Below are 24,602 nucleotides of genomic sequence, written 5' to 3'. Positions count from 1 at the left end.
CGACAATATCGAGGGCGGCCCATGAGCCGCCCCACCCCCTGGAAGCAGCACAAAATAATAAGGACACCCATTGGATCATCCGGAAATATCGGCCGGCTGGCTGAGCCGCCTCTTCTATCACTGGACCGGCCCGTTGCAGCGCAAGGGGCTGACCGAGCCCCAGGTCAACCTCGACGATCTCTATCCCCTGCTGCCGGAAGACAGGCGCGATGGCCGCGCCGACGCCTTCCTCGCGCTCACCGCCGCCCAGCCGGTGCGCCCCTGGCCCATCACCGCCTTTATCTGGCGCCAGTATCGCGGCCGCATCGGCCTGCTCACTCTGCTGCAGCTGCTCGGCATGCTGGCCACCCTGGCCAGCCCCTGGCTGCTCAACCACAGCATGACCCAGCTTGGCACCGGCGCTGACACCGGCCACAAGCTGTTGCTGGCCCTGGCCCTGTTCGCCTCCGTGCTCGCCTCCGGCATGCTGGCGGAGCACTCGCTGCAGCTGGCGCTCAAGATGCACGTGCCCATCCGCCGCCTGCTGGCCGAGTCCCTGCTCGCCAAGGTGATGAAGCTGGGCGGCAAGAGCTTCGACGACCGGGCCGGTGGCCGGGTGCAGAACCTGATCAACCGGGACGTGTGGGATATCACCTGGATCCTGGCTGACCCCGCCATGCCGCTCACCATGCTGCTGCAACTGCTCGGCACCATTGCCCTGCTGGTGTGGCAGGTGGGCAGCGCCGGCCTGGTGGGCTTTGCAGTGCTCACCCTGCTGCTGCTCATCTCCACCCGGGTGGTGCGGCGCATGAACCAGCAGGAGCAGCAGCTCAAGCGCCAGCAGGATGAGCGCAACGGCATCCTGGCGGAGTACATCAAGAAGCTGCGGCTGGTACGCCAGAACGGGCTAGGCGCCTTCTTCACCCGGGCCGCCGGCCACAAACGCCAGCAGGAGCTGGGAGTGCTGGGACGGGTGCTCCGGCTCGATGCCATCAACGAGAGCCTGATGCTGAGCACCCCGCTGCTGGTGACCCTGGCCACCTTCACCACCTATCTGGTGTCGGGCAGAGAGCTCACCCTGCCCCAGGTGTTCACCACCATCGCCCTGTTCACCGTGCTGCGCATCCCCATGATGCGGCTGCCCTACCTCATCCGCACCCTGATCAACTTCAACACCGGCTTCAACCGGCTGTGCGAGTTCCTCAACAGCCCCGAGCAGCATCGGGATCTCACCGACTCAAGCTTGCCGGCGGGGGCCCTGCAGCTCGACAACGTCACCGCCCTGCACCAGCAAAAAACCGTGCTGCAGGGGGCCAGCCTGTTTATCCAGCCGGGGGAACTGGTGGGGATCACCGGCGCCACCGGGGCGGGCAAGAGCTGCCTGCTGCACCTGGTCGCCGGCTTTGACGACAGCTTCGAGGGCAGCATCCGCCGCCACGGCCGGGTCGCCCATCTGGGCCACAAGCCCTGGCTGATGAACGACACCATCCGCAACAACATCCTGTTTGGCCAGCCCTGGCACGCCGAGCGCTATCGCTGGGTGCTGGGGGCCTGTGCGCTGGGCGCCGACCTCGAGCTGCTCAGCCACGGCGATCAGACCCTGGTGGGCGAGCTCGGCACCCGTCTCTCCGGCGGTCAGCAGCAGCGGGTCGCCCTGGCCCGCGCCCTCTACGCCCGGGCCGACATCCTGCTGCTGGACAACCCCCTCTCGGCGCTCGACCCCATCGTCTCGGCCCAGGTGCTGGAGCCGGGGCTCGCCTTCAAGCCGGGGCCGACCCGGCTCCTGGTCAGCCACGACCCGGACGTGCTGGCCCACTGCGATCGGGTGATCCGCATCGAGCAGGGCGAACTGGTGGAGCTCGATGCCCACCAGCTGGCGGATCTTATCCAGCATCCCCAGCCCACCCCGCCGGTGCCGCCCCAAGAGGCGGAGCAGTTCAATGAAGAGAAGGTGGTGGAAGGCAAGGTGGACTGGGGGCTGTTCGGTTTCATGTGGCAGCGCCTGGCCGCGCCCGGCGCCATCCTGCTCACCCTGCTGCTCACCCTGGGTCAGGAGGGGCTGCGCATCGCCTCGGATCTCTGGCTCGGCGGCAAGGCCGGGGTGACCGAGGTGAGCGAGTTGCTCGGCATCTATGTGCTGCTGGGGGCGGGCTCCCTCACCTGCATCATGGTGGTGCGGGTCATCAACTACAAACTCGGCCTCAAGCTGGCCTGGACCCTGTTTGACGGCATGCTGGGGCGCATCAGCCGCGCCCCCATGGCCTTCTTCGACAAGGTGCCGCAGGGGCGCATCCTCAACCGCTTCGACCGGGATCTGGGGGAAGCCCAGGAGATCCTGCTGTCGATGCTGATGGGGCTGTTCGGCATGCTAGTGTCGGTGGCGCTGCAGGTGGTGGTGATCGGCGTCAACATGCCGCTGTTGTTGCTCATCGCCCCCCTGGTGGGCTGGGCCCTCTACGTGCTGCAGCGCCGCTACCGGGCGGTGCAGCTCAAGCTGCGGCGACAGGCGTCGGTGCTGCGTTCGCCGCTCTACATCAGCATCAGCGAGACCATCCGCGGCGCCCCCGCCCTGCGCCTGGCCGGGGCCGAGCGCTTCGCGCTGGATCAGGTGCTGCTGCACTATGACAACAACCTGCGCAGCTGGTACACCACCACCTCCATCAACCGCTGGCTCGGCATGCACCAGACCCTGCTCTCCGCAGCTCTCGTGGGCGCCGTGGCGCTGATGGTGGCCTTTGGTAACAGCTCGCTGCTGGGGGCCGTGGCCATCACCTATGCCTTTACCGCTTCCGCCATGCTCAACTCCCTCATCCGCACCTTCGCCGAGGTGGAGCAGGTGATGAACGCGGTGGAGCGGGTGCGCGAATACAGCGAAATAGAGAGCGAGCGCCAGGAGGGGGAGGCCCTCGCCACCGCTCACCCCAAGGTACGCTTCGACAACCTGGGGCTGCGCTATCCCCAGGCCAGCCAGTGGGCGCTGCACAAGGTCAACTTCGAGCTGGCCCCCGGCGAGAAGGTGGGCGTGTGCGGCCGTACCGGCGCCGGCAAGAGCTCGCTGCTGGGAGTGCTGCAGGCCATGTATCCCGCCACCCAGGGGGAGATCTACTACGGCGAGCAGCCGCTCTCCCGGCTGGCGCCGGAAGCGGTGTGCGATCTCTACGACACCGTCTCCCAGATCCCGCTCACCTTCTTCGGTACCCTGCGGGCCAACCTGGCGCCCCTGACCGAGCATGACGACGCGGCACTGGAGCAGGCACTGGCCCGGGTGGGGCTGGCCGAGCGCTGCGCCGGCCGGCTGGACGAGGAGCTCGACAAACTGCAGCTCTCCGCCGGCGAGACCCAGCTGCTGGTGATCGCCCGCATCCTGCTGTCGCGCCGCCCGCTCATCGTGCTGGACGAGGCCACCTCGGACCTCGACCACGGCGGCATGCGCAAGATGGCGGAGCTGCTCTATCGCTACCGGCCGGAGGCCAGCTACCTGGTGATCGCTCACCATCTGGAGCCGCTGCTGTCGGTGGACAAGGTGGTGGTGATGGAGGCCGGCACAGTAGTGGAGCAGGGCTCGCCGGTCAGCCTGCTGGCCAACTCCCACTCCCGTTTCCATCAGCTGTTCGTGGGTCAGGTGAACCGCCAGGTGCCCCAGACGGCCTGAGCACCAAAAATGACAAGGGCTGCCCGCGGGCAGCCCTTGTTGCTTGAGGAGAGCCTCAACGCTCCATGATCTGGGTGACGTCATCCTTCTTGATCATCACCTCCCGCCCCTCGGTGTCGTAGTAACGGTACATGCCGGTACTCTCATCCAGCTTGGGTTTGCTGTCGGTGGTGATCATCTTGCCATCCTTGGTGCTCATGATGTATTGCGAGCTGCACCCCGCCAACGCCAGGGCACACACCAGGATCATCATCAGTTGCTTCATCGCCTGTTTCGCCTCCCGCTTCACCCTCACCACGAGGGTGGTGACTGAAGCCTAGCTCAACCAGATGAGCCCGTTTGCCACCCTTGCCGCAACGGGATCAACATCAAGAATCAGCTACTTGCGCCCACCCGGTTTGCTACTGCCACCGCCTCCGGTACCGGACCCGCAGCCAAGTGCCAGCTTGTCAGCGGCCGCCTTCGCCTGCACCAGACCGTAGCCGAAGCTGTTGTCGCGCCCCAGGGCACCCAGATCCTGGGCGCTGCTGCGCAGGGTCTGGCGCAGCTGATCGTTGCTGCACTCCAGTCGCTGCGACCAGACCAGGGCGGCCACCCCGACCACGTGCGGCGTCGCCATCGAGGTGCCGCTGTAGTAGGCGTACCCGGTCGGCACTGTGGAGAGCACAGAGACACCGGGGGCGGCCAGCTCCACCTGATCGTTGCGCTGGGAGAAATAGGCCAGCTGCTTGTTGGCATCGATGGCGGCCACGCTCACCACGCTGCTGTAGGAGGCCGGATAGGACTTGCTGGTGTTGCCCGCATTGCCCGCCGCAGCCACGCTCAACACGTTCTGGCTGTAGGCCTGGTTGAAGGCTCTCTCTTCGGTCTTGCTGGGCACGCTGCCCCCCAGGCTCATGTTGATGACCATGCGGGTGAAACCGCGGCTGCTCATCCCCTGCTGACAGGCATTGAGCGCCCCCACCAGGTTGGAGGAGTAGGCCCAGCCGTTGGCCCCGAACACCTTGACGATCTGCAGCGGCACGCTCTGGTTCGGCAACACCCCGAGCACGCCCAGATCATTGCCCCCCACTGCGGCTATGGTGCCCGCCACATGGGTGCCATGGCTATTCTCGTCGCTGTCCCAGTTGCCGGTACCGGCATCGTCATAACCCTGCACCTGGGGGCCATGAGGCAAGTCCGGGTGACCGCCGCTGTAGCCCGAATCTATGATGCACACCAGCACTTCGCCGGCGGCGGCATCGCTCAGTTGCGGCGCCTGCACCATGGGAATGCCGTAGGGCAGGGTCTCGGCGCTGACATAGCGCTTGGCATCCGGCTCAACCCAGAGCACGTTGGGATTGTGCGCCAGCGCCGTGGCGGCCGCCGACGGCAACCAGAGCGCCAGGGCATTTTGCTCCTTCAGCGCCAGGGCCAGCTCGCCGCCCATTCCCCGGCTCTGGGCCAGTACGGCCGCCTCCGCCCCCGGCTTGAGCTGCACCAGATAACGCGCCCGCTCGGCGGCCATCGCCCCCTGTCCCAGCACGCCCGCGACCAGCAGGCCTATCCATATCCGTTTCATCAGTCACTCCTCACGTCGATCTGATATCCCTTCGCAAAAAGTGTAGTGTCCCCTCGCCCGTGCTACGAATGCGGCAACAAAAAGGCCGGACATGGGTCCGGCCTGCTCTGGATTATCAGTTACTTGGCTGGCTTGCGCTCGCCGGTCACCGTGGGGTTCTTGGGATCGGCACTCCACTCGTACCAGCCGCCGTCGTAGACGCTGATCCGTTTCCAGTCCATCAGCCAGGCGTAGAAGAAGGCCTCGGAGGCGCGCCAGCCGGTACCGCAGTAGAAGGCGGCCTGCTGGGTCGGCTCTATGTTCCACTCATCCCACATGGCGAGGATCTCGCGGGCCGGCTTCATGGTGCCGTCCGGGTTGTGGAAGTCGCTCATGCTGTTGGCATCCACACCACCACGCCCCCACTTGGCGCCCGGAATATCGCCCTTCGGCTTGATGTAGCTGTAGCCGGAAGTGTTGCCGACGAACTCGTCCCAGGTGCGCACGCTGACCAGGGCGCCGTCGGGCTGCTTGAGCAGCTTTTTGGCCTGACTCAGGGTGGTGTAGTACTCGGGATGAGCCGGGATGGCGACGCCAAACTCCTTGGCCGGCTTGAAGGTGTTGGCCAGCCCGGTCTCGGTGCGCAGGTGCTGCACGAACCAGGCATCCAGGCCGCCGTCCAGCAGTCGCACGTCCTCGACGCCCGCATACATCATCAGGTGGGCCGCACGGGCCGCCGCCATGGTGTTGCGACCGTAGAGGATGACGGTGGTGTCGTGACGGATGCCGTTCTCCAGCAGCAACTTCTTGAGCGCCTCGTCAGAGACCTTGTTCCACAGCGGCTCCTCTTCCAGCCGGTTGGTGTCGATGTAGCCGGCCCCCGGTATGTGGCTCAGCAGATAGGCCTTGGGTGAACCCCACGCCACCTCGAACAGCTTCCAGTCGCCCTTGGGCGCAGCCACCACCGGCTTGCCCTCCTGCAGGTCGGCCAACCAGCGCGGATGGACCAGCTGCTGCCAGCGGGCCAGATGCTCGCGCGGCGCACTTTTCCAGCCCTGCAGCTCGAACAGCTGCTTGATGCCCTGCTGGCGTAGCAGGCGGGCCACTTCGGCCACCTCGCGCGGCGCACCGTAGAGCGCCACCGGCCGCTCGGCCTGCAGCCCCTTGGTCTCCAGCGCCGCCGGCCACTCTTCATCACTGTACTTCCAGTCGGCGGAGAGGTTCTCGGCACCGGCCACGTGGCCTCCCTGCTGCTCGCCCTCCATGGGCCAGCCCTGGTAGAAGTAGCTGGCGCGGGTATCCAGAATGACCGCCGCCTTGGCCTTGGCGTCAGCCAGCGAGAGCGGTGGCAGCTCGGCTGCCAGGGTCGGCAGGGCATGCCAGAGCAACAAGGTCGCCAGGGTGGCCCGTAACAAGCTCATTATTCGTTTCATGGTGATCTCTCGATTCAGAGTGACAAGGTTAAAAAATGGAGCGGCCCAGACGCTCGGCCAGCAGTTCCAGCGCGGCCGTGCCCGCCAGCGAGTTACCCGCCTTGTTGAGCTCGGGCGACCAAACACAGACGCACAACTCCCCCGGGATGAGGGCGATGATGCCGCCACCGACCCCCGACTTGCCTGGCATGCCGACCCGATAGGCAAAATCCCCCGCCTCGTCATAGAGGCCGCAGGTGGCGAGCAGGGCGTTGACCTGCTTGGTGGTGCGGGCCGGCAGCAGCGGGGAGCTTTCTCCAAGCGGCACGCCACGGTTGGCCAGATAGATGAAGGCCCGCGCCAGATCGACACAACTCATGCGGATGGCACAGGCATTGAAGTAGCTCTGCAGCACCTTGTCCACTTCGTTCTCGAAGTTGCCATAGGCCTTCATCAGATAGGCGATGGCCGCATTGCGGGCAGAGTGCTGATATTCGGAGCGGGCCACTACCTGATCCGCCATGATGGCCGGGTTGCCCGAGAGGCGGCGGACCAGCTCCAGGGTGCGCTGACGCGGGGCGGTAAGGCGGGTTTCCAGCAGATCGCTCACCACCAGGGCACCGGCGTTGATGAAGGGGTTGCGGGGAATGCCCTGCTCGAACTCAAGCTGCACCAGGGAGTTGAAGGGCTGGCCAGAGGGTTCCTTGCCGACCCGGGCCCAGATCTCCTCCTCCTGATAGAGGGTGAGCGCCAGGGTCAGGCTCAAGGCCTTGGAGATACTCTGGATGGAGAAGGGCTCGAAGGCGTCACCTGCGGTGAACAGCTCCCCTTCGACGGTACAGACGGCGATCCCGAGCCGATCGGCCGGCACCTGGGCCAGTGCGGGAATATAGTCGGCCACCTTGCCCTGTCCGAGCAGCGGGCGCACCTCATCCAGGATGCTGGCCAGTAATTCGGATGACAACACCATAAGCGATTCCATAACTAACGTGGAGATCCCATCACCACCGACAAAAATCCCGCCAGCGGCGGGACTTGTCTATCTGCTGTCGCAGGCTGTCGAACCGGGGCGCCTGCCACAGCCGGCCTGATATCAGGCGGGTTCGCCGTACCAGAGGTCGAACAGCTCGGAAACCACCACGGCTTCCATTCCTTTGCCTTCCAGCCAGGTTTTGACGGCGGCGCGGTCTTCTTCGCTGCACTTGCCCAGCTGCTGGGTGCAGATCATCCCTTCCCAGGCCAGGTGGCCGGAACCGGCGAAGGCCAGTTTGCGGGGTTCGATCACTTCATCGATCATCGCATCGACTACGGCATCGATGGTCTCTTCGGCAGTGCCGACCGGGAAATTGAAACTGATGTCGAAGCCCATTTCCTGGAATTCATCGACGCGCAGTTTCTTGCGCAGGCGGCGGCTACGATTGGCCATGATAGCTCCTTCAGTTAGTTGACACGTTTGAAAATCAGATCCCACACCCCGTGACCGAGACGGTGGCCACGTTGTTCGAATTTGGTCAGCGGACGCCAGTCCGGACGCGCCACCCAGTTACCGGTGGCGGAGGTGTTCTCGTAGCCCTCGGCGGCGCTCATCACTTCCAGCATGTGCTCGGCGTAGTTCTCCCAGTCGGTGGCCATGTGGAACACGCCACCGATGGCCAGCTTCTGGCGAATGTCCTGGGCAAAGGCCGGCTGGACGATGCGGCGCTTGTGGTGACGGCTCTTGTGCCAGGGATCCGGGAAGAACAGCTGCAGGCAGGCGAGCGAGCCGTTCGGGATCATGTGCTCCAGCACCTCGACCGCGTCGTGGCAGATGACACGCAGATTGGTGACCCCCGCTTCCTGGGCTGTGCCCAGGCAAGCACCGACACCCGGTGAGTGCACTTCGATACCGATGAAGTTCTTCTCGGGGGCATTCTTGGCCATCTCCACCAGGGAGGCGCCCATGCCAAAGCCGATCTCCAGCACCACAGGGGCCTCGCGGCCAAACAGGGCAACCAGATCGAGCGGCTCCGGTGCGAAATCGATGCCCATGACCGGCCACAGCTCCTCCAGAGCCTTCTCCTGCCCTTTGGTCAGGCGGCCTTCGCGACGGACAAAGCTGCGGATCTTGCGCATGAACTTGCCGTCTTCGTTAAATACATCTTGGGTCACAGGCATAATCAAATTGCTCGTTTATTGCATCGGTCTGGGTCACAGACGACATAAATGGATTGCTAGCTATCTCGTCGTGCTGGTCACAGACGACCGAGATGAATTGCTCGTTGTTTCATCGCTCCACCTCGCCGATGAACGCGAAATTGCTCGTCATTTCATCGCTTGGCGAAACAGGGTAGCGAATTATCCCAAGATAGGCCCAAGGCGCAAGTGTTTCACGCAACAAATCCCCCGACACAGACCAATTCCGCCACCGCGATTGACAAATGCCACCCCGTTCACAGAATCTGCCGGGGCTCGGGCGCATCCTGACCTGCGCAAATAAAACCATACACAACAAAGGATTGCAGTATGAAACACACAGCATTGGCGTTTGCCATCACAGCCCTGCTGGCCGGGTGCAACACCTCCAGCAACGATTCACAGGCCCCCTCCGCCGCCGAGCAGGCCTATGAATACCTGGTGCAGCTGAGTTCCACCGCCGAGGGGATCGGCGCCAGACCCACCGGCAGCGAGGCCGAGACCCGCGCCGCCGCCTGGATCCAGGACCATCTGGCCGGCTGGGGCTACGAGGTGCAGCGCCAGCCTTTCACCTACACCCAGAGCGGAACCAGCAAGGCCTCCCAGAACCTCGTCGCCGAGCTCAAGGGCAAGAGCGATAAGGTGATCCTGATCGGTGCCCACTATGACAGCACAGGCGACAAGCAGGGCTCCGAGGGGGCCACCGACAATGGTGCCGGGGTCGCAGCCCTCTTGGCGGTCGCCGAAGCGCTCAAGGGGCAGACCCTGCCCTACACGGTACGCTTCGCCTTCTTTGGCGCCGAGGAGAACGGCCTCAACGGCTCCAAGGCCTATGCCGCTAGCCTCGACAGCGCCGCCGTTGCCAAGCTGCTGGCCATGGTGAACTACGACACCATCGCTGGGGGCGACCTTGTCTACGTTCACTCGGCCCACTCCAACGTGGCCAAGTACAAGTGTGCCGACCCGAGCCGCTACAGCTTCGATCCCAAGGTACGGGATCGCCTGCTAGCCATCTCCAAACAGACCGCCACCCCGTTTGCCATTCATCCCAGCTATGATGGCTACCCTGAGGGGGAGACCGGCGGCTGGTCCGATCATGCGCCGTTCGCCTGCCTGGGGGTGCCCGTCGCCTACGTGGAGGCCACCAACTTCACCATCAACGGGGAAGATGGCTATGACGGCTACTCCCAGACCACCAATCCGGCGCTGTGGGACTGCTACGACGAGGCCACCAAGAGCGCCTGTGATCGGGGCAGCGAAACACAGTGGGGCAAGATCTGGCATACCCAGTACGACCGCCTCGACAAGATGGCCGAGCTGTTCCCGGGCCGGGTGCAGCAGCAACTCGGTGCCAACACCGATCTGATGCTCCGCTTCCTCAGGGAGCCGGGTCTGTAACCCTGCCATCTCGCCGCTGAACCGGGGCTTTTACGCCTCGCGGCCTTCCCCGGCCGATAAAATTCGGGCAGGTGCCAAACCTGCCCTTTTTTATCGATTTTTGTTACAGCCATTGCCTCATTTTTTAAATCTGATACAAACGGATAACTTGGCGGTCGAATGGAGCGACCGCTCACCACGCCAGAGAGAATCCTATGCAGCCCTTTTTTGCCCAGCGCTTCGAGAAGGTAGAACCTTCCTTCATCCGCGAGATCCTCAAAGTTGCCGCCAATCCGGAGATCATCTCCTTCGCCGGCGGCCTGCCCAATCCGCACCTGTTCCCGGTCAAGGCCATCGAGCAGGCCTGCCAGGACGTGCTGCGCGAGCAGGGCGCCGCGGCCCTGCAGTATGCGGCCACCGAGGGCTTCGCCCCGCTGCGCCAGTACATCGCCGACCGCTATCTGGCCCGCCACGGCATGCAGGTCAATCCGGACAACATCCTCATCACCAGCGGCTCCCAGCAGGCGCTGGATCTGCTGGGCAAGGTGCTGATCGACGAGGGGCAAGACCTCATCATCGAGGAGCCGGGCTATCTTGGCGCCATCCAGGCCTTCTCCGTCTATCAACCTGCCTTCAAGCCCATCACCCTCGGTGAAGAAGGGCTGGATCTGGCGGCGCTGGATGCGCTGCTGGCGAGCGGCTCCAACGCCAAGCTGCTGTACGGCGTGCCCAACTTCCAGAACCCGAGCGGCGTCTCCTACAGCCGCGCCAATCGCGAGGCGCTGGCCGAGCGGCTGGTACGCCACGAGCTGCTGATGGTGGAAGACGACCCCTACGGCGAGCTGCGCTTCGAGGGCGAGCACCTGCCCCCCATCGCCAAGCTGGCGCCGAACAATACCGTGCTGCTCGGCTCCTTCTCCAAAACCGTCGTTCCGGCCTTCCGCCTCGGCTGGATGCTGGTGCCGGACTGGCTGCGCAAGAAGGTTACCATCGCCAAGCAGGCGACAGACCTGCACAGCAACGCCTTCAGCCAGCAAGTGCTGCACCGCTTCCTGATCGACAACTCGCTGGACGCCCACCTCGAGAAGATCAAGGAGGTCTATGGCCGCCAGCGCGCCGCCATGGAGGCCGCCCTGGCCCGTCACTGCCCGCCCGGCGTCAGCTATACCCGGCCGGAAGGGGGCATGTTCCTCTGGCTGACCCTGCCCGCCAGCGTCAGCGCCATGGCGCTGTTTGACGAGGCGATCAAGGAGAAGGTGGCCTTCGTACCCGGCGCCCCTTTCTATGTGCGCCCCGAGATCCAGAACACCCTGCGCCTGAGCTTCTCCTGCGTGGATGAAGCCACCATAGAGGAGGGGGTCAAGCGTCTGTGCCGCGCCCTCGCCCGCATGCTCTGACAGGCCTCGGGATGAAAAAAAACCAGCGACCAAGGTCGCTGGTTTTTTTATGGGTGGCGGGCTGGCTCAGGCCTTCGTCAGCAGGGCGGCAAACTCCTTCATCGGCATCGGCCGGCCAAAGAAATAACCCTGCAGGAAGGTCACCTGACGCGCCCGCAGATAGGCGGCCTGCACCTCGTTCTCCACCCCTTCGGCCACCAGTTGCAGACCGAGCCGGGTCGCCAGATCGATGACGTTCTCGACGATATGGCTGGAGAGGGCATCCGAGCCGATCATGCCGACGAAGCTCTGATCAATCTTGAGAAAGTCCACCTGGAACTGCTGCAGGTAGGTGAGGCTGGAGTGGCCGGTACCGAAGTCGTCGATGGCGATGAAGACCCCCAGCTGATGCAGCTCGGCAAACAGCCGGTCGGTCGTCTCGTCCGCCACGATCAGCTCCCGCTCGGTCAGCTCCAGCACCAGCTTGACGGGGTTCTCCCGAAACGCATTGATGAACTGGCGACAATCCTCCACCAGGCTCAGATCCTTGCAGTGACTGGCGCTGATGTTGAAGCCGAAGTGGAACCCTCTGGGCAGGCTGTGCACTCGGCCTGCGAACTGTTCGCGCACCTGCTCCATCAGCAGGCGGGTCATGGGCACGATGAGGCCGCTGTCTTCGGCCAGCGGGATGAAGCGATCCGGCGAGATGAGGCCCTGGCGCGGATGCTGCCAGCGCATCAGCACCTCGCAGCCACTCCAGTGGGCGTCGTCACCGGTCACCACCGGCTGCAGGTAGGGGATGAACTCGCGCTGATCCAGCGCTCGCCGCAGCTCCTGAGAGGGAGAGGTCGAGCGGCCGGTCAGCCAGTAGACCAGACAGCCCACCACCAGCCCCAGCAGGGGATAGATGATGAGGCTGGCGCGGGAGTAGGTCCAGATGTGGCTGCCGTACTCGTCATAGGAGAGCTCGGTGACGACCCGAAACGGGTACTTGCCGGAGACCTGCTCCAGCGACCCCAGCACCACGGGCGGCACTTCGTCATGGATCTGGCCGTTGGCCAGCATGCTCTGCGCCCCGATCACCAGGGTCAGCGGCGAGTTGCGGCTGAGCATGTCGAGGATGTTGTGCAGATAGTAACCGTCGACCCCGACCAGCACGCTGTACTCCCCCACCGGCTGGCGATAGACCACCAGAGGCCGATCCGGGGTCACCGGGTTGCCCCGCATCAGATCCAGCTGGCCGTTGGCGTAGTCGGCCAGCTTGAAGGGGCCATGATAGGAGCCATAGAGCGAGGTGCAGTAGACCACTTCCCCCCTGGCCAGGTTGACGGTGCGCACGTCCGGTATGGTGGCCACCTGATCCCGCAGCCCCTGCACCACCTCCTCGCAGGGGCGCCCGACGCTGCCCTCTACCATGGCGGCCGCCTGGTGAGCGTGATCCAGAGTGCGCTCCAGCATGTTGCGAGCATGGAGCAGGCGCTCTTCGGCATCCTGTTTCATGCCGGCAAAGGTCTGCCAGGAGACGATCAGCACGCCGAGCAGCAGGGGCAGCAGGCCGGCCAGCAGTGCCGCCCCCAGCCGGGTATAAAACTGGCGCAACCTCAAACGACGAAACGGCATACTCCCCCTCGCGGCAACGGTGAAAAGGCGGACGAGTCTACTCCTATCCCCTTTCCTGACAAGCATCTTCTGATGCATTGGACAACAGGGCAAGGCGCCCCGTCAGGGCAGGCGACATGACGGCTTACACCCTGGGTGAGCGCCTCCCACGTCTGCAGTGACGATTATAATCTTTGCAAAAACAGTTGCTTGTTCATCTTGCGCAGGCCCACTAGAGTAGAGCCAACAGCGTCAGGGAGTCTGGATATGAAAATATTGATCACGGGCGGGACGGGCTTTATCGGTCGCCGCCTGGTGGCCCACCTCAAGGTGGCGCACGAGGTGCTGGTGCTGACCCGCCAGGGCAGCCGCGCCTACGATCTGCTCGGCCACGACGTCAAGCTGATCGACACCCTGGACCGGCTCGACAACCTCAACGACGTGGATGCGGTCATCAACCTGGCGGGAGAGCCCATCGCCGCCGGCCGCTGGAGCGAGCGGCGCAAGCAGCAACTCTGCGACAGCCGCTGGCTGCTGACCGAGCAGCTGGTCGATCTCATCAAGCTCTCCGACACCCCGCCCAGGGTGCTGATCAACGCCTCCGCCATCGGCTGGTATGGCCGCCAGGGCGATGCGCCGCTGGACGAACAGTGCCAGACCCCTCACGACGAATTCACCCATCAGCTCTGCCAGCAGTGGGAAACCCTGGCCCGCGAGGCCCGCAGCAAGCATACCCGGGTCTGCATCGTGCGCATCGGGCTGGTGCTCGGCACCGACGGCGGCGCCCTGCCCAGGATGCTGCCTCCCTATCGCCTCGGCCTCGGCGGCCCCATGGGCACGGGAAACCAGATCATGAGCTGGATCCACATTCAGGATCTGGTGCGCGCCATCCTGTTCCTGCTGGATCACGAGGAGTGCGACGGCCTCTTCAACGGCACGGCGCCGCAGCCGGTCAGCAACCGCGAGTTCAGCCAGACTCTGGCCGGCACCCTGCACCGGCCGCACCTCTTCTTCGTGCCGGCCCCCCTGTTGCAGCTGCTGATGGGCGAGGCGGCCGATCTGCTGCTCACCGGCCAGAGGGTGTTGCCGACCCGTCTGCAGCAGGCCGGCTTCCACTTCACCTACCCGGAACTGCCCCAGGCCCTTGCCAATTTGCTCAGTACAGCCCGCTGACCGGGCTCTTCAGCCAACCGGATAACAATCAGCCCGGCCATTGGCCGGGCTGATTGTTGTTGTGCCTCGCGGCATCCGCGCAGGATCTGGTGCTCAGAGCAGGCCCTGCCCCAGTCCCCGCAGCCGATCGCTCAGGGTGCCCGCCAGCAGCTGACGCTGCATGCCCTGCCCGGCCAGTGTCACCAGCACGGCCCCCAGCAACGGCAGACCGGCCCAGATGGCCCAGTGGAACTGCCACTGCCCCTCGAACCACCACCACTGCAGGCCGAAGGAGCAGAGCTCGACCACCATGGCGGCGCACAATCCCGCCAGCAGGCCGCTGGCAACCAGCTCCCAGCGCAGCATCTTCCTGAGCAGCTCGCTGCCGGCCCCCAGGGTGCGCATCAGTAGCAGTTCCCGGCGCCGATGGGCCATGCTGGCCTGGGTCTGGGTCAGCAGCACCAGCAGCGCCGCCACCGTCACCAGCCCCAGCATCAGCCCCAGCGCCCGGCTCACCTGATCCGACACCGCCGTCAGCCGCACGATCAAATCGTCCACATCGATCAGGCTCACCGTAGGGTGCCGGCGGATCAGCTCCACCTCGGCCACCCGGCCCTGCTCCGGCAGACGATAGCTGCCGAGCCAGGTCTGGGAGAAGGGAGCTAGCACGTCCGGCGAGAAGATCATGTAGAAGTTGGGGCGCATGTTGTCCCACTTGATGGCCCGCAGGCTGGTCACCTTCGCCTTGAAGCTGCGCCCCTCGATGGTAAAGCCCAGGGTGTCGCCGAGGGCTATGTCGAGTCGCTTGGCCAGATCCTTGTCTACCGATACCTGGCCGGGGCCGTCCAGCCAGCGTCCTGCGGTCAGGGTGTTGTCCGGCGGCAGGGTGGCGGTGGTAGTGAAGTTGAGCTCGCGATTGACCCCCTCGCGGCCATCTTCATCCGTGTCGCGCACCGCCTCGCTGGCGATGCTGACCAGCCGGCCACGGACCATGGGGTAGAAGTCCGAAGTCACGGCCCCCGCCTGGCGCAGATCGGCCAGGATCCCCTCCCGCTCCCCGTCTGCCACGTTGACTAGGAAGCGGTTGGGGGCATCCGCCGGCAGCCGGGCCGAAAACTCGCCGAGCAGGTCGACCCGCGCCGCCCACAGCAGACCGAACAGCATGAGTGCCAGCGCAAAGCCCGCCAGCTGGAACAGACCACTGCCCCGCTCGCGGGAGAGGTGGCTGATGGCCAGCCGCAGCGCATGGGGGCCCTGTACCCGCCGCCCCAGTCGCAGCAGCAGGGAGGCGATCACTGCCAGCAGCCCCATCAACAGACCCATGCCGCCGATCAGCCCCAACGCCAGGGTCGCGTCAGCGGTGAAGCCCCACACCAGCCCAAACAGGCCGAGCAGCGCCACCGGCAACGCCAGCCAGGGCGGGATCCCCGCCTCCAGCTCGCGGCGCAGCACCCGCAGCGGCGGCACCTTGAGCAGGCGCAGGAAGGGCACGAAGGCCAGCAGCAGGGTGATGAAGAAGGCTACCGCCAGCCCCAGCGCGAAGGGGCGCCACGACGGCGGCGGCAGATCGGCCGGCAGCAGGTTGCCCAGCAGATGCAGGGTCAACCACTGCATGGCGCTGCCCGCCACCAGACCGAGCAGGGCGCCGACCAAGGTCAGCGACAGCAGCAGGGTGCCCATCAGTTGCCAAAGCGTGCGCCGCGACGCGCCGAGCGTCTTGAGCAGCGCCACCATGTTGGTCTGGCGCTCGGCGAAGTGACGCACCGCGATACCCATGGCCAGCGCGCCCAGCAGCACCCCAGCCAGGGAAGCGAGCCGGAAGAAGCGCTCGGCATTGGCCAGCGAGCGGCCCACCTGGGAGCCCTGGTCATCCGGCTTGATCAGCTTCTGCCCCGCCTTGAGTCTGGGTTTGAGCCAGCGTTCATACTCGGCCACCTGCTCGCGGGTGCCCTTGAACAGGTAGCGCCACTGCTGGCGGCTGCCCGGCAGCAGGGCGCCGGTCGCCTCCACATCGGCGCTGTGGATCAACGCCCTCGGCGCCAACAGGAAGGGACTGAAGCCCTGATCCGGCTCCTGACCCAGCACTCCCGCCACCTTGAGCACCGTATTGCCCACTTCCAGCTCATCCCCCGGCTTGGCCGCCAGCAGTTGCATCACCCGGGCGGAGAGCCAGATCTCGCCAGGCGCCGGTGCCCTCTGCGGGCTCAGCTCCAGCTTGCCGTAAAAGGGGAAATCCTCAGGCACGGCGCGGATGGAGGCCAGTTGCAAGGCATCCCCATGAAACAGCATGCTGTTGAAGCTGACCGTGGTCTGCACCGCCAGACCCGTTTTTGCCGCCTGTTCGAGCCAGCCGGCCGGCGCCGGCGTGGCCGAACGCAGCGCCCGGTCGGCACCGATAAAGTCCCGCCCCGAGGCTTTGAGCCCGGCATCCAGCCGATCCGCCACCAGGGCCACGCTCAGCACACAGGCCACGCTCAGCGCCAGCGCCAGCACGAACCAGCGCAGTTCGCCGTTGAATCCTTCGCGCCGCAACAGGCGCAATCCCAGTCGCCACTGACTCATCACAGCTCCCTGACTCTTGCTGCAGAGGCATCTTCGAATGCTGACGCAGCCGCCTCCAGTCGCCCCGCCGCCATCACCAGCTGCCGCTGGCAACGCCGGGCCAGGTCGTGATCATGGGTCACCACCACGAGCGTGGTGCCGTGCTCGCGGTTGAGCTCGAACAGCAGTTCGATCACCCGCTCCCCGGTCTTGCTGTCGAGGTTGCCGGTGGGCTCATCGGCCAGCAGCAGGCTGGGCTTCGTCATGAAGGCGCGGGCAATGGCGACCCGCTGCTGCTCGCCGCCGGAGAGACGCGGTGGCAGATGGTGCAGCCGTTCACTGAGGCCGACCGCCGCCAGCAACTCGCGGGCCCGCGGCTCGCAGCGGGTCTCGCCGCGCAGCTCGGCGGGCAGCATGACGTTCTCCAGCGCACTCAGGGTGGGCAACAGCAGGAAAGACTGGAAGATGAACCCCACCTGCTCGGCCCGCAGTCGGGCACGCCCCTCCTCGTCCAGCTTCAGCAGCGACTGGCCGAGGATCTCGATATCCCCCTGGCTCGGCAGATCGAGCCCGGCCAGCAGCCCCAGCAGAGTGGACTTGCCGGAGCCGGAGGCACCGACCAGCGCCACCGTTTCGCCGCTATTGACTTGCAGGTCGATCCCTTCAAGGATGGTGAGGCTTTCCTGGCCCAGGCGCACTGTCTTGCCCAGGCCCTTGACATTGATAATGGGAGTTGAATTCATGACGCGTTTCCTGTTTGCCTTGTGCTGCCTGGTGTCATCGGTGCAGGCCCAGACCCTGCTGGTGCTGGGCGACAGCCTGAGTGCGGGTTATCAGATGCCGGCGGAGCAGAGCTGGCCTGCCCTGCTCAATCAGAAATGGCAGCAGCAGGGGGGTAAACATCAGCTTATCAATGCCAGCATCAGTGGTGAAACTACGCAAGGGGCGCTGGCCAGATTACCCGCTCTGCTCAAGGAACATCAACCGGACTGGGTGCTGATCGAGCTGGGTGGCAACGATGGGCTACGCGGGTTCGCACCGGCCATCACCCGGGACAACCTGGCCAAGATGGTGGAGCTGACCAAGGCGCAACAGGTAAAAACCGTGTTGACCCAGATCCAGCTGCCCCGCAACTACGGAGCCCGCTACCTGCGCCAGTTCGAGCAGATCTTCCCGGAACTGGCCAGCGCTAATCAGCTGCCGCTGATGCCCTTCTTCATGGATGATATTGCGCTGCGCCCTGAACTCATGATGAACGATGGCATCCACCCCACCGCCGCCGCTCAGCCGCAGATCCGCGACCGGGTGGGCAGCTTCATCGAGCCGCTGCTGACTCAATGAGTACGGCATAGCGCCTCGTCCGCCATCCAGCTCGAACGGCCCAATAAAAAATCCCGCCTTGGCGGGATTTTTTATTGCTCCTGAATCAGCGCTCCAGGATCTGGCGCAGCCGCTCCTGAGCCACGCCAACCAGCAAGTCTGGCTGGAACTTGGAGATGAAGCGATCGCAGCCCACCTTCTTGACCATGGCCTCGTTGAAGTTGCCGCTCAAAGAGGTGTTGAGGGTGATGAAGAGATCGGACATGCGAGCATCGCTGCGAATTTCGTGGGTCAGCCGGTAGCCGTCCATCTCCGGCATCTCGGCATCGGTGATCATCAGCAGGATCTCGTCGGTCACCTTCTTGCCCGCATCGCACCACCCCTTGAGCAGATTGAGCGCCTGCAGCCCATCCTGGCATTCGATCACCTCCAGCCCCAGCTGGCCCAGGGTCTCGCGCACCAGGTTGCGGGCCGTGCTGGAGTCGTCGACGATGAGCACCTTGCGGCCATGCATTTCCGGCAGGATATCCCGATCCAGCACCTCTTCCGAGATGCGGATGTCGTAGGTGATGATCTCGGCCAGCACCTTCTCCACGTCGATGATCTCGACGATCTGGTCAACGCCATCCTCCGGAATGCGGGTGATGGCGGTCAGGTAGTTCGCCCGCCCGGCCGAACGCGGTGGCGGCAGTATGTCCTTCCAGGTCATGTTGACGATGTTGGCCACCTGGCCGACCAGAAAGCCCTGAATGGTGCGGTTGTACTCGGTGATGATGAGGTTGGATTCGGCATCGATGGGCATGGGGCGCATGCCGATGGCGCTGCGCAGGTTGATCACCGGAATGGAGGTGCCGCGGATGTTGGCCACCCCGCTGATGTTGTGGTGTGCACCGGGCATCTTGTTGAGGTGAGGCAGCTTGACTACTTCCCGTACTTTGAACACGTTGATCGCAAACAGCTGCTGGGATCCCAAACGGAACATCAACAGCTCCAGGCGGTTCTCCCCTACCAACTGGGTACGCTGATCCACCGAATCCAATATGCTCGCCATATAAAGCCCTTACGTCCGTTGCCCGAGTCTCGCCATAGTATAGAAGGGTCAGAATCCCAACACGACCCGTATTCTTATCCTATGTCGGCCAGATGATGGCTGAACTTGATTAAAAAAAGCGAGACCCCGCTCGCGCCCATGCTCTCTTCAAGCCTGTCAGTAGTCATTCACCTAAATTCCCGCCCCTGGCGCACATTCACCTCCCTTTGGGGGTAAGCATCGAGCCAGCCCGATAGCGCCATCCATAAAAAAAGCGGCAGATTGCTCTGCCGCTTTTTGCCTGGGGTCGACCGGATTACTTGTCGATATCCAGCATGTTGTTGTTGAGCATGTAGTCGATCACCTGGGACGAGGTGGCCGACGCGCTGCCGGTGAGGCTGTCGAACGTGTGGTTCATCAGCACTATCTCCTGGGTCACGGGGGCGGCGCTGCTCTCCTTGACCTGCAGATGCACCCCTTCACTGTCCTGGAAGACAGAGAGCAGGCTCTTCAGATCGTTCTGGTTGCGAGAACCGTCGTGATCCAGCAGGTCGCTCAGATCCAGCTTGTCACCCTCCGCCTTGGAGAAGTCAACCACGTAGTCCTTGGCCACGCTGCCCGCAGCAGTATCACCCTGCAGCCAGGTGAAGGTATCGGCGCCGCCATCCCCCTTGAGGATGTCATTGCCAAGCCCGCCGACCAGGATGTCGTTGCCCAGACCACCGCTCAAGGTATCGTCGCCGATGCCGCCAAACAGGGTATCGTTGCCGCTGCCACCGTACAGGGTATCGTTGCCGCTCTCGCCGTACAGGGTGTCGTTGCCGGCACCACCGAACAGGATGTCGTTGCCGGCACCGCCAAACAGGAAGTCATCGCCACCCTGACCGAACAGGATGTCGTTGCCATCGCCGCCGATCAGCACGTCCGCCTTGTCATTGCTGGAGGACTGATCAAACTCGCTGGCATGATCCGTGATGTAGTCATGGACCTGGGCATCGGTTACCGAGCCTGCGCTCAGCTTGCCGGCCACATACTGCTTGATGGCCGCGTAGCCTTCACCGTTGATGCCGGCAAAGTGGATCGCATCACCGAACAGGATGTCGTCACCGGCACCGCCGTCGATCCGGTCGCTGCCCGGCAGGTTGTTCACCGAGGTGCCCAAGATGGCGTTGGCCAGGTCGTTGGCTGACACGTTGGACTGCACGATCTGATCACTGTCGAACAGCTTCAGGGTATCGATGGAGACGTTGCTGCCGATGCCGATCGCTTCCAGCGTCACGTTATTGGCCAGCAGAAGTGGCAGCACAGCCAGCGCGTTTTGCAATGCCCAGTAGTTGCTGTCATAGGAGGTGGAGATCTCGAAGGTACCATCCCCCTGTGCCTTCAAGGTCCCGATGGTGGTCGAGCTCCACTTGTTGTTATTGCCCTGCGACCACTTCTGAACATTGCCGTTCGCGTCGATCAGCACCCGGTTGGTGCCGCCGATGTTGGCGTAGAAGGCTTCACCCGGCACATAGTTGTTGACGTTGACAAACGAATCGAGACGCTCGTTGGTCTTCGTATTCACGAGCGGGTTGGTATCTTCATAGTCGTAATAGGTGTTTGGTGCCCCATCGGTAATGAAGTACGCCAGGTTCTTCGCATTGGCGTTGTTCTTGGCGGTGTCGCTGTTGAACCAGTTGGAGGTGGTCTTGAGCGCATCCTCGTAGTTGGTCGCCCCACCATTCCAGTAACTGCCGTCCATGCTGTCGAGCACGGCCTGCAACTTGGTCAGGACATTGGGATCCTTCAAGTCCACGCTGATGGACTTGTTGGCCTGACTGTCGAAGTCCACCAGGAAGATGTTGACCTTGCCCGCCCCCTCAGTACCGGCACTGGTCTTGAGGGTTGCAAACACCTGCGCCAGCTGGCTCTTGATGGTGTTCATGGCACTGGTGCCGATACTGCCCGAGCTGTCGACCATGAAGGCGATGTTGTAGTTCTGGCCCGGCAGCACCACGCTGCCATCCAGATCCCCGACCACGATATTGTGTTCGCTGCCGTAGGTACGGTTCTGATCGCCCGGCTCCCCTTCGGTAGAGAGGAAGTAGCTCATGCGGATCGAATCCTGATCCGATGCGCTGCTGGTCTGATCGGTCGCCACTTCCTTGGCGATGGCTTCGACCTTGAGGTCGAACTGGCCGGCACTGCTGCCCGGAACCCGCAGAGTCAGACCGGTCAGTTTGACGTCCAGCGCGCTCTGGTTCCACAGACCGGTCAGCGTCAGCTTGCCATCGGCCCCCACTGTGCCAAGCACGGTAGAGCCCTGATACAGCGTCGACCCCGTCGGCATGCCGGTCAGCACCAGGCTGTCGAACTGCTCGCTGCCATCCCGGTCGGTCAGGGAGGCGCTGATCTCGAGCGGATAATCCACCAAGCTGGGCGGTACCGCCGTCAGGGTGCCGTCGGTCTGGTTGAACTGGTAGATGCCGTCATCAAACTGCACCAGCTCGATGTCGTAGAGCGACTTGCTGATGGTGACGCCGTTCTCCTTGACCAGGAAGTTGAAACCGCCGTCACTTCTGCGCTCGATGACATAGTTGGCGCGCGAGCCCATCAGCACGGCCAGGTCAGTCCCGGCGCCGCCATACAGGGTGTCGCCACCCAGCCCGGCTACCAGAATGTCGTTGCCGGTGCCGCCGTCGAGGGTGTCACCTGAGGTGGAGTTGCCACCAACCAGCACATCATTGCCCGCACCGCCGACGAAGTAATCGCCGCCGCCCTTGACGCTGACGATGTAGTCGTTGCCGCTGGTACCCACCACGCTGTCTTGAGTGGTGGTGCTGTCGGTAAAGCTGCTGGTGATGCCAAAGCTGCCCTTGTTGAAGTTGCCGCTCTGGAACGCCCCGGTGGAGATGCCGGACGACGGGTACTGGCTATAGAGCGGTACACCGTTGCCGGTCAGGCTGATGTCGACCACCGGCTTGTCCGCCACCGCCGCGATATCGATCACCAGCTTGCCGCTGTTGCTCAGGTTGGCGCCGTCGCTGATCTGGTAACCAAAGCTGGCGTAGTCGCCCTGCAGGTTGCCGGTCACGACGCCATTGCCGTTGCTGGCATTGGTGCTCGACTCGTTGAGGCCCGGCACGAAGCGCAGGTGACCGCTGTCGATATCGGCGTAGGAGACCAGATCCCCCACCTTCACCGCAATCCACTGGCCGGCTGCGTTCAGGTACTCCAGTTTGCCGTTCAGCGGCAGGGTATTGATCTGCACGCTCAGGTCGGAGGCTGCCTGATCATCGCTGGCACCAAACTGGACCCACTTCAGCACCAACGGCGTATCTTCCTTGCCGGCACTGTAGCCACCCATGGTCACCGGCGCACGATCGTTGTCGATGATGGTACCGGTGCCGTTCTGGCCGCCAACGGTCACGGTCAGGGTTTCATTCGCCTCGACCAGACGATCGTCCACTGTCGGGATGGTCACGGTAAAGCCCGACACCCCGGCCGGCACCGTGATCTTGCCGGTAGTGCTGTTGTAGGTCACCCCGTTGCTGAACTGGGCGGTGCCCCAATCAAGGCTGGAGGCCGGATTGGCGCCGCTGCCCTTGATGTTGAAGTCATACTGGGTCGCTTCCTGGGTCGCATCCGACAGCGTTACCGTGTGCAGCAGGCTGCCGCCCTCGGTCGCGCTCTCGCTGGAGACCGACTGCACGATGGGCGTAAACAGCGGTTTGGTTGCGAAAGAGCCTAGGCTGTAGTCGCCGTCGCCATCCACCACCTTGACCTGGAAGTCGATGTCGCCATCGCCCAGCGGCTTGGACATGTTCTGATACTGGAAGAACTCCCACTTGCCGGTGGCCGGGGTAAATTCCAGGCGGAACACCAGGGTGCCATCGCTGGCCGTGCCGATCAGGGTATTGGCCGATTCCATCGAGGTGGTGATCAGTTTGCCGGTCGCCGTGGTCAGCCCGGTCTCGGTAGAACCGACCAGCTGCATGTAGCCCTTGCCGTCGGCGCCCCACTGCGGGATAACCGTGCCGGAACCGTAGGCGATGGCCGGTGCCGTGGTCGCCCCGAGGAACTCGATGCTCTTCACGGTGAAGTCGCTGTTGTCGGCGTAGAGGCCGTTACCATTATTGGTGGCCTTGATGACCATGGTATCGAAGCCACCCTGCTGCACCTGGAAGTTGCCGGCATAGTCGCCACCCGCCGCGTTGGAGCTGAAGGTCTGGGTACCGATCAGCACGCCGCCACGGTAGAACTCGACCACCCCGCTCTCCAGCTCGCCACCGAACATCTGGCTGAACTTGATGTTGGCGCCATAGGCCACCTTGCCCGCATCCAGCTTGATGATCAGCTGCTCGGATGCCGAAGTGCCGTCTGCGAAGTGGCGGAAGTCCACCTCGTTGGCGAGGTTGTGGTTCGGTGAACCAACGCTGGAAACCCCCAGGCCGGCGCTGGAACCATTGACATTGGCCGTCGTCAGGGCCGAGTTGGTCGACGAGGTAAAGCCCAGCGCCGTGATGCTGAAGCCGCTCACGTTCAGGGTCGTCTGGTTGCTGCCACTGTATTTGGTCAGATCAAACAGGCCGGTCAGAGTATCCGGGATGTTGGTCTTGATGACGGAGACGGCCGCCATGTCGCCAGCCACCGGTGAGTCGTCCTCGACCGAAATGGGCAGGCTGCCGGTGGTGGTGGTCTTGCCATCCGATACGGTCACACCGATCTGGAAGTTGAGTACGTCTTCACTGCCCTTGACCGGATGATCCAGCGGGGCCTTGAGCGTCACGTCGTAGCTCCAGTCGCCCTTGCCGTTGCCGGCAGGCGCGGTCAGTTTCACATCCATGACCGCCTTGTAATCGGCGCCGCCCGGAGTACCGGTATAACCGGTCAACACCTTGGTAGCGGCATTCCAGCTCCACTGCACCGCGGCACCGCCAGCCGTCAGGCCAGCCGGCCCGTTCAGGCTGATGGTGAGGGTATCCTGGCTGTCGACGTCGCCAACCGTGATCTTGCCGCTGGCGGCCACGCTGTCGGTGGTATCACTGCTGCCTACCGTGTCGGCAATGCCGCCGGCCAGCCCCTCTTCGGAGACCACGGCCCCCTTGTCGATACTCAGGGTCGGAGCGTCGTTGGTGCCGGTGATGGTGACCGAGACGGTGTGGCTGGTGCCATCGACACTCTTGACGGTGAAGGTTTCAATACGGGTCTCACCTTGGCCCAGATACTGCACCTTGCTGTTGTCAACGTTGTAGGTCCAGGTGCCGCCTTCGGTGATGGAGAGGCTGCCCAGTGCGCCAGTGCTGGCCACGCCGTTGCAGGCCAGGAACTTGGCCTCATCCGCCCCGTCCACGTCGGACACGGTCAGGGTGCCGGTCTCGGTCAGGATCGGGTTGGTCTCATCTTCGGTCACGCCACCGGTATCGGTACCGGTGATCACCGCGGCATCGTTGACGCCGGTGATGGTGAT

At 63.8% G+C, this 24,602-nt stretch carries 16 protein-coding genes; 5 read left to right on the top strand and 11 right to left on the bottom strand.

All coding sequences use genetic code 11. The features are described from left to right. Positions 1–70 precede the first annotated feature (70 nt). Entirely contained in the window at positions 71–3,631 is a 3,561-nt protein-coding gene (locus ACB031_RS04665) for an ATP-binding cassette domain-containing protein (protein ID WP_371139129.1), read from the top strand. Positions 3,632–3,686: 55 nt separating this feature from the next. On the opposite strand, the gene ACB031_RS04660 is transcribed toward ACB031_RS04665, so the two are convergent. From ACB031_RS04660 to trmB, 6 genes are all read right to left on the bottom strand, one after another. After that, positions 3,687–3,896, bottom strand: a complete 210-nt coding sequence (locus ACB031_RS04660; protein ID WP_010632998.1) for a YgdI/YgdR family lipoprotein — start codon at positions 3,894–3,896, stop codon at positions 3,687–3,689. Positions 3,897–4,010: 114 nt separating this feature from the next. After that, on the bottom strand, positions 4,011–5,192 hold the full coding sequence (locus tag ACB031_RS04655) for a S8 family peptidase (RefSeq protein ID WP_065017535.1): 1,182 nt from the start codon (positions 5,190–5,192) through the stop codon (positions 4,011–4,013). A 119-nt stretch (positions 5,193–5,311) separates the two neighbouring features. Beyond that, the gene (locus ACB031_RS04650; RefSeq protein WP_371139128.1) at positions 5,312–6,604 is read right to left on the bottom strand and encodes a rhodanese-like domain-containing protein; all 1,293 of its coding nucleotides are present in this window, start codon (positions 6,602–6,604) and stop codon (positions 5,312–5,314) included. Positions 6,605–6,632: 28 nt separating this feature from the next. Beyond that, complete coding sequence (glsB, locus tag ACB031_RS04645) at positions 6,633–7,553, bottom strand: glutaminase B (RefSeq protein WP_026142053.1); 921 nt, start codon at positions 7,551–7,553, stop codon at positions 6,633–6,635. Positions 7,554–7,676: 123 nt separating this feature from the next. Continuing rightward, positions 7,677–8,009, bottom strand: coding sequence for a YggL family protein (locus ACB031_RS04640; protein ID WP_005297793.1), 333 nt, complete (start codon positions 8,007–8,009; stop codon positions 7,677–7,679). Between the two features lie 14 nt (positions 8,010–8,023). Then, the gene (gene trmB / locus ACB031_RS04635; protein ID WP_010632994.1) at positions 8,024–8,737 is read right to left on the bottom strand and encodes a tRNA (guanosine(46)-N7)-methyltransferase TrmB; all 714 of its coding nucleotides are present in this window, start codon (positions 8,735–8,737) and stop codon (positions 8,024–8,026) included. Between the two features lie 348 nt (positions 8,738–9,085). On the opposite strand from trmB, the gene ACB031_RS04630 reads away from it, so the two are divergent. Continuing rightward, positions 9,086–10,153, top strand: coding sequence for a M28 family metallopeptidase (locus ACB031_RS04630; RefSeq protein WP_371139127.1), 1,068 nt, complete (start codon positions 9,086–9,088; stop codon positions 10,151–10,153). A 194-nt stretch (positions 10,154–10,347) separates the two neighbouring features. Beyond that, a complete protein-coding gene (locus ACB031_RS04625) occupies positions 10,348–11,529 on the top strand; it encodes a PLP-dependent aminotransferase family protein (protein WP_005297787.1) in 1,182 nt (393 codons plus the stop codon). 66 nt (positions 11,530–11,595) lie between these two features. On the opposite strand, the gene ACB031_RS04620 is transcribed toward ACB031_RS04625, so the two are convergent. Next, a complete protein-coding gene (locus tag ACB031_RS04620) occupies positions 11,596–13,128 on the bottom strand; it encodes a cyclic diguanylate phosphodiesterase (RefSeq protein WP_336290652.1) in 1,533 nt (510 codons plus the stop codon). A 246-nt stretch (positions 13,129–13,374) separates the two neighbouring features. Between ACB031_RS04620 and ACB031_RS04615 the strand changes: the two genes are divergently transcribed. Beyond that, positions 13,375–14,280: a TIGR01777 family oxidoreductase gene (locus tag ACB031_RS04615; RefSeq protein ID WP_017781435.1), complete on the top strand. Its 906-nt coding sequence runs from the start codon at positions 13,375–13,377 to the stop codon at positions 14,278–14,280. A gap of 93 nt (positions 14,281–14,373) precedes the next feature. Here ACB031_RS04615 and ACB031_RS04610 read toward each other — a convergent pair whose 3' ends face one another. Next, positions 14,374–16,821, bottom strand: a complete 2,448-nt coding sequence (locus ACB031_RS04610; RefSeq protein ID WP_371139126.1) for an ABC transporter permease — start codon at positions 16,819–16,821, stop codon at positions 14,374–14,376. After that, positions 16,821–17,543, bottom strand: coding sequence for an ABC transporter ATP-binding protein (locus ACB031_RS04605; protein ID WP_019839439.1), 723 nt, complete (start codon positions 17,541–17,543; stop codon positions 16,821–16,823). The genes ACB031_RS04610 and ACB031_RS04605 overlap by 1 nt, the downstream gene beginning before the upstream one ends. Between ACB031_RS04605 and ACB031_RS04600 the strand changes: the two genes are divergently transcribed. Further along, complete coding sequence (locus tag ACB031_RS04600) at positions 17,542–18,141, top strand: arylesterase (RefSeq protein ID WP_371139125.1); 600 nt, start codon at positions 17,542–17,544, stop codon at positions 18,139–18,141. The two genes, ACB031_RS04605 and ACB031_RS04600, sit on opposite strands and share 2 nt — an antisense overlap. An 85-nt stretch (positions 18,142–18,226) precedes the next feature. Here the strand turns inward: ACB031_RS04600 and ACB031_RS04595 are convergent, their stop codons facing one another. Beyond that, on the bottom strand, positions 18,227–19,171 hold the full coding sequence (locus ACB031_RS04595) for a chemotaxis protein CheV (RefSeq protein WP_005297781.1): 945 nt from the start codon (positions 19,169–19,171) through the stop codon (positions 18,227–18,229). 295 nt (positions 19,172–19,466) lie between these two features. Next, positions 19,467–24,602, bottom strand: a 5,136-nt coding sequence (locus ACB031_RS04590; RefSeq protein WP_371139124.1) for a VCBS domain-containing protein, incomplete at its 5' end; no start/stop codon positions are given.

This window comes from Aeromonas sp. S8(2024), from assembly GCF_041403085.1.
GTDB lineage: Bacteria > Pseudomonadota > Gammaproteobacteria > Enterobacterales > Aeromonadaceae > Aeromonas > Aeromonas dhakensis.
Note: the sequence above shows the minus strand (reverse complement) of the source record. Positions and strands in the feature narration are given on the sequence as shown.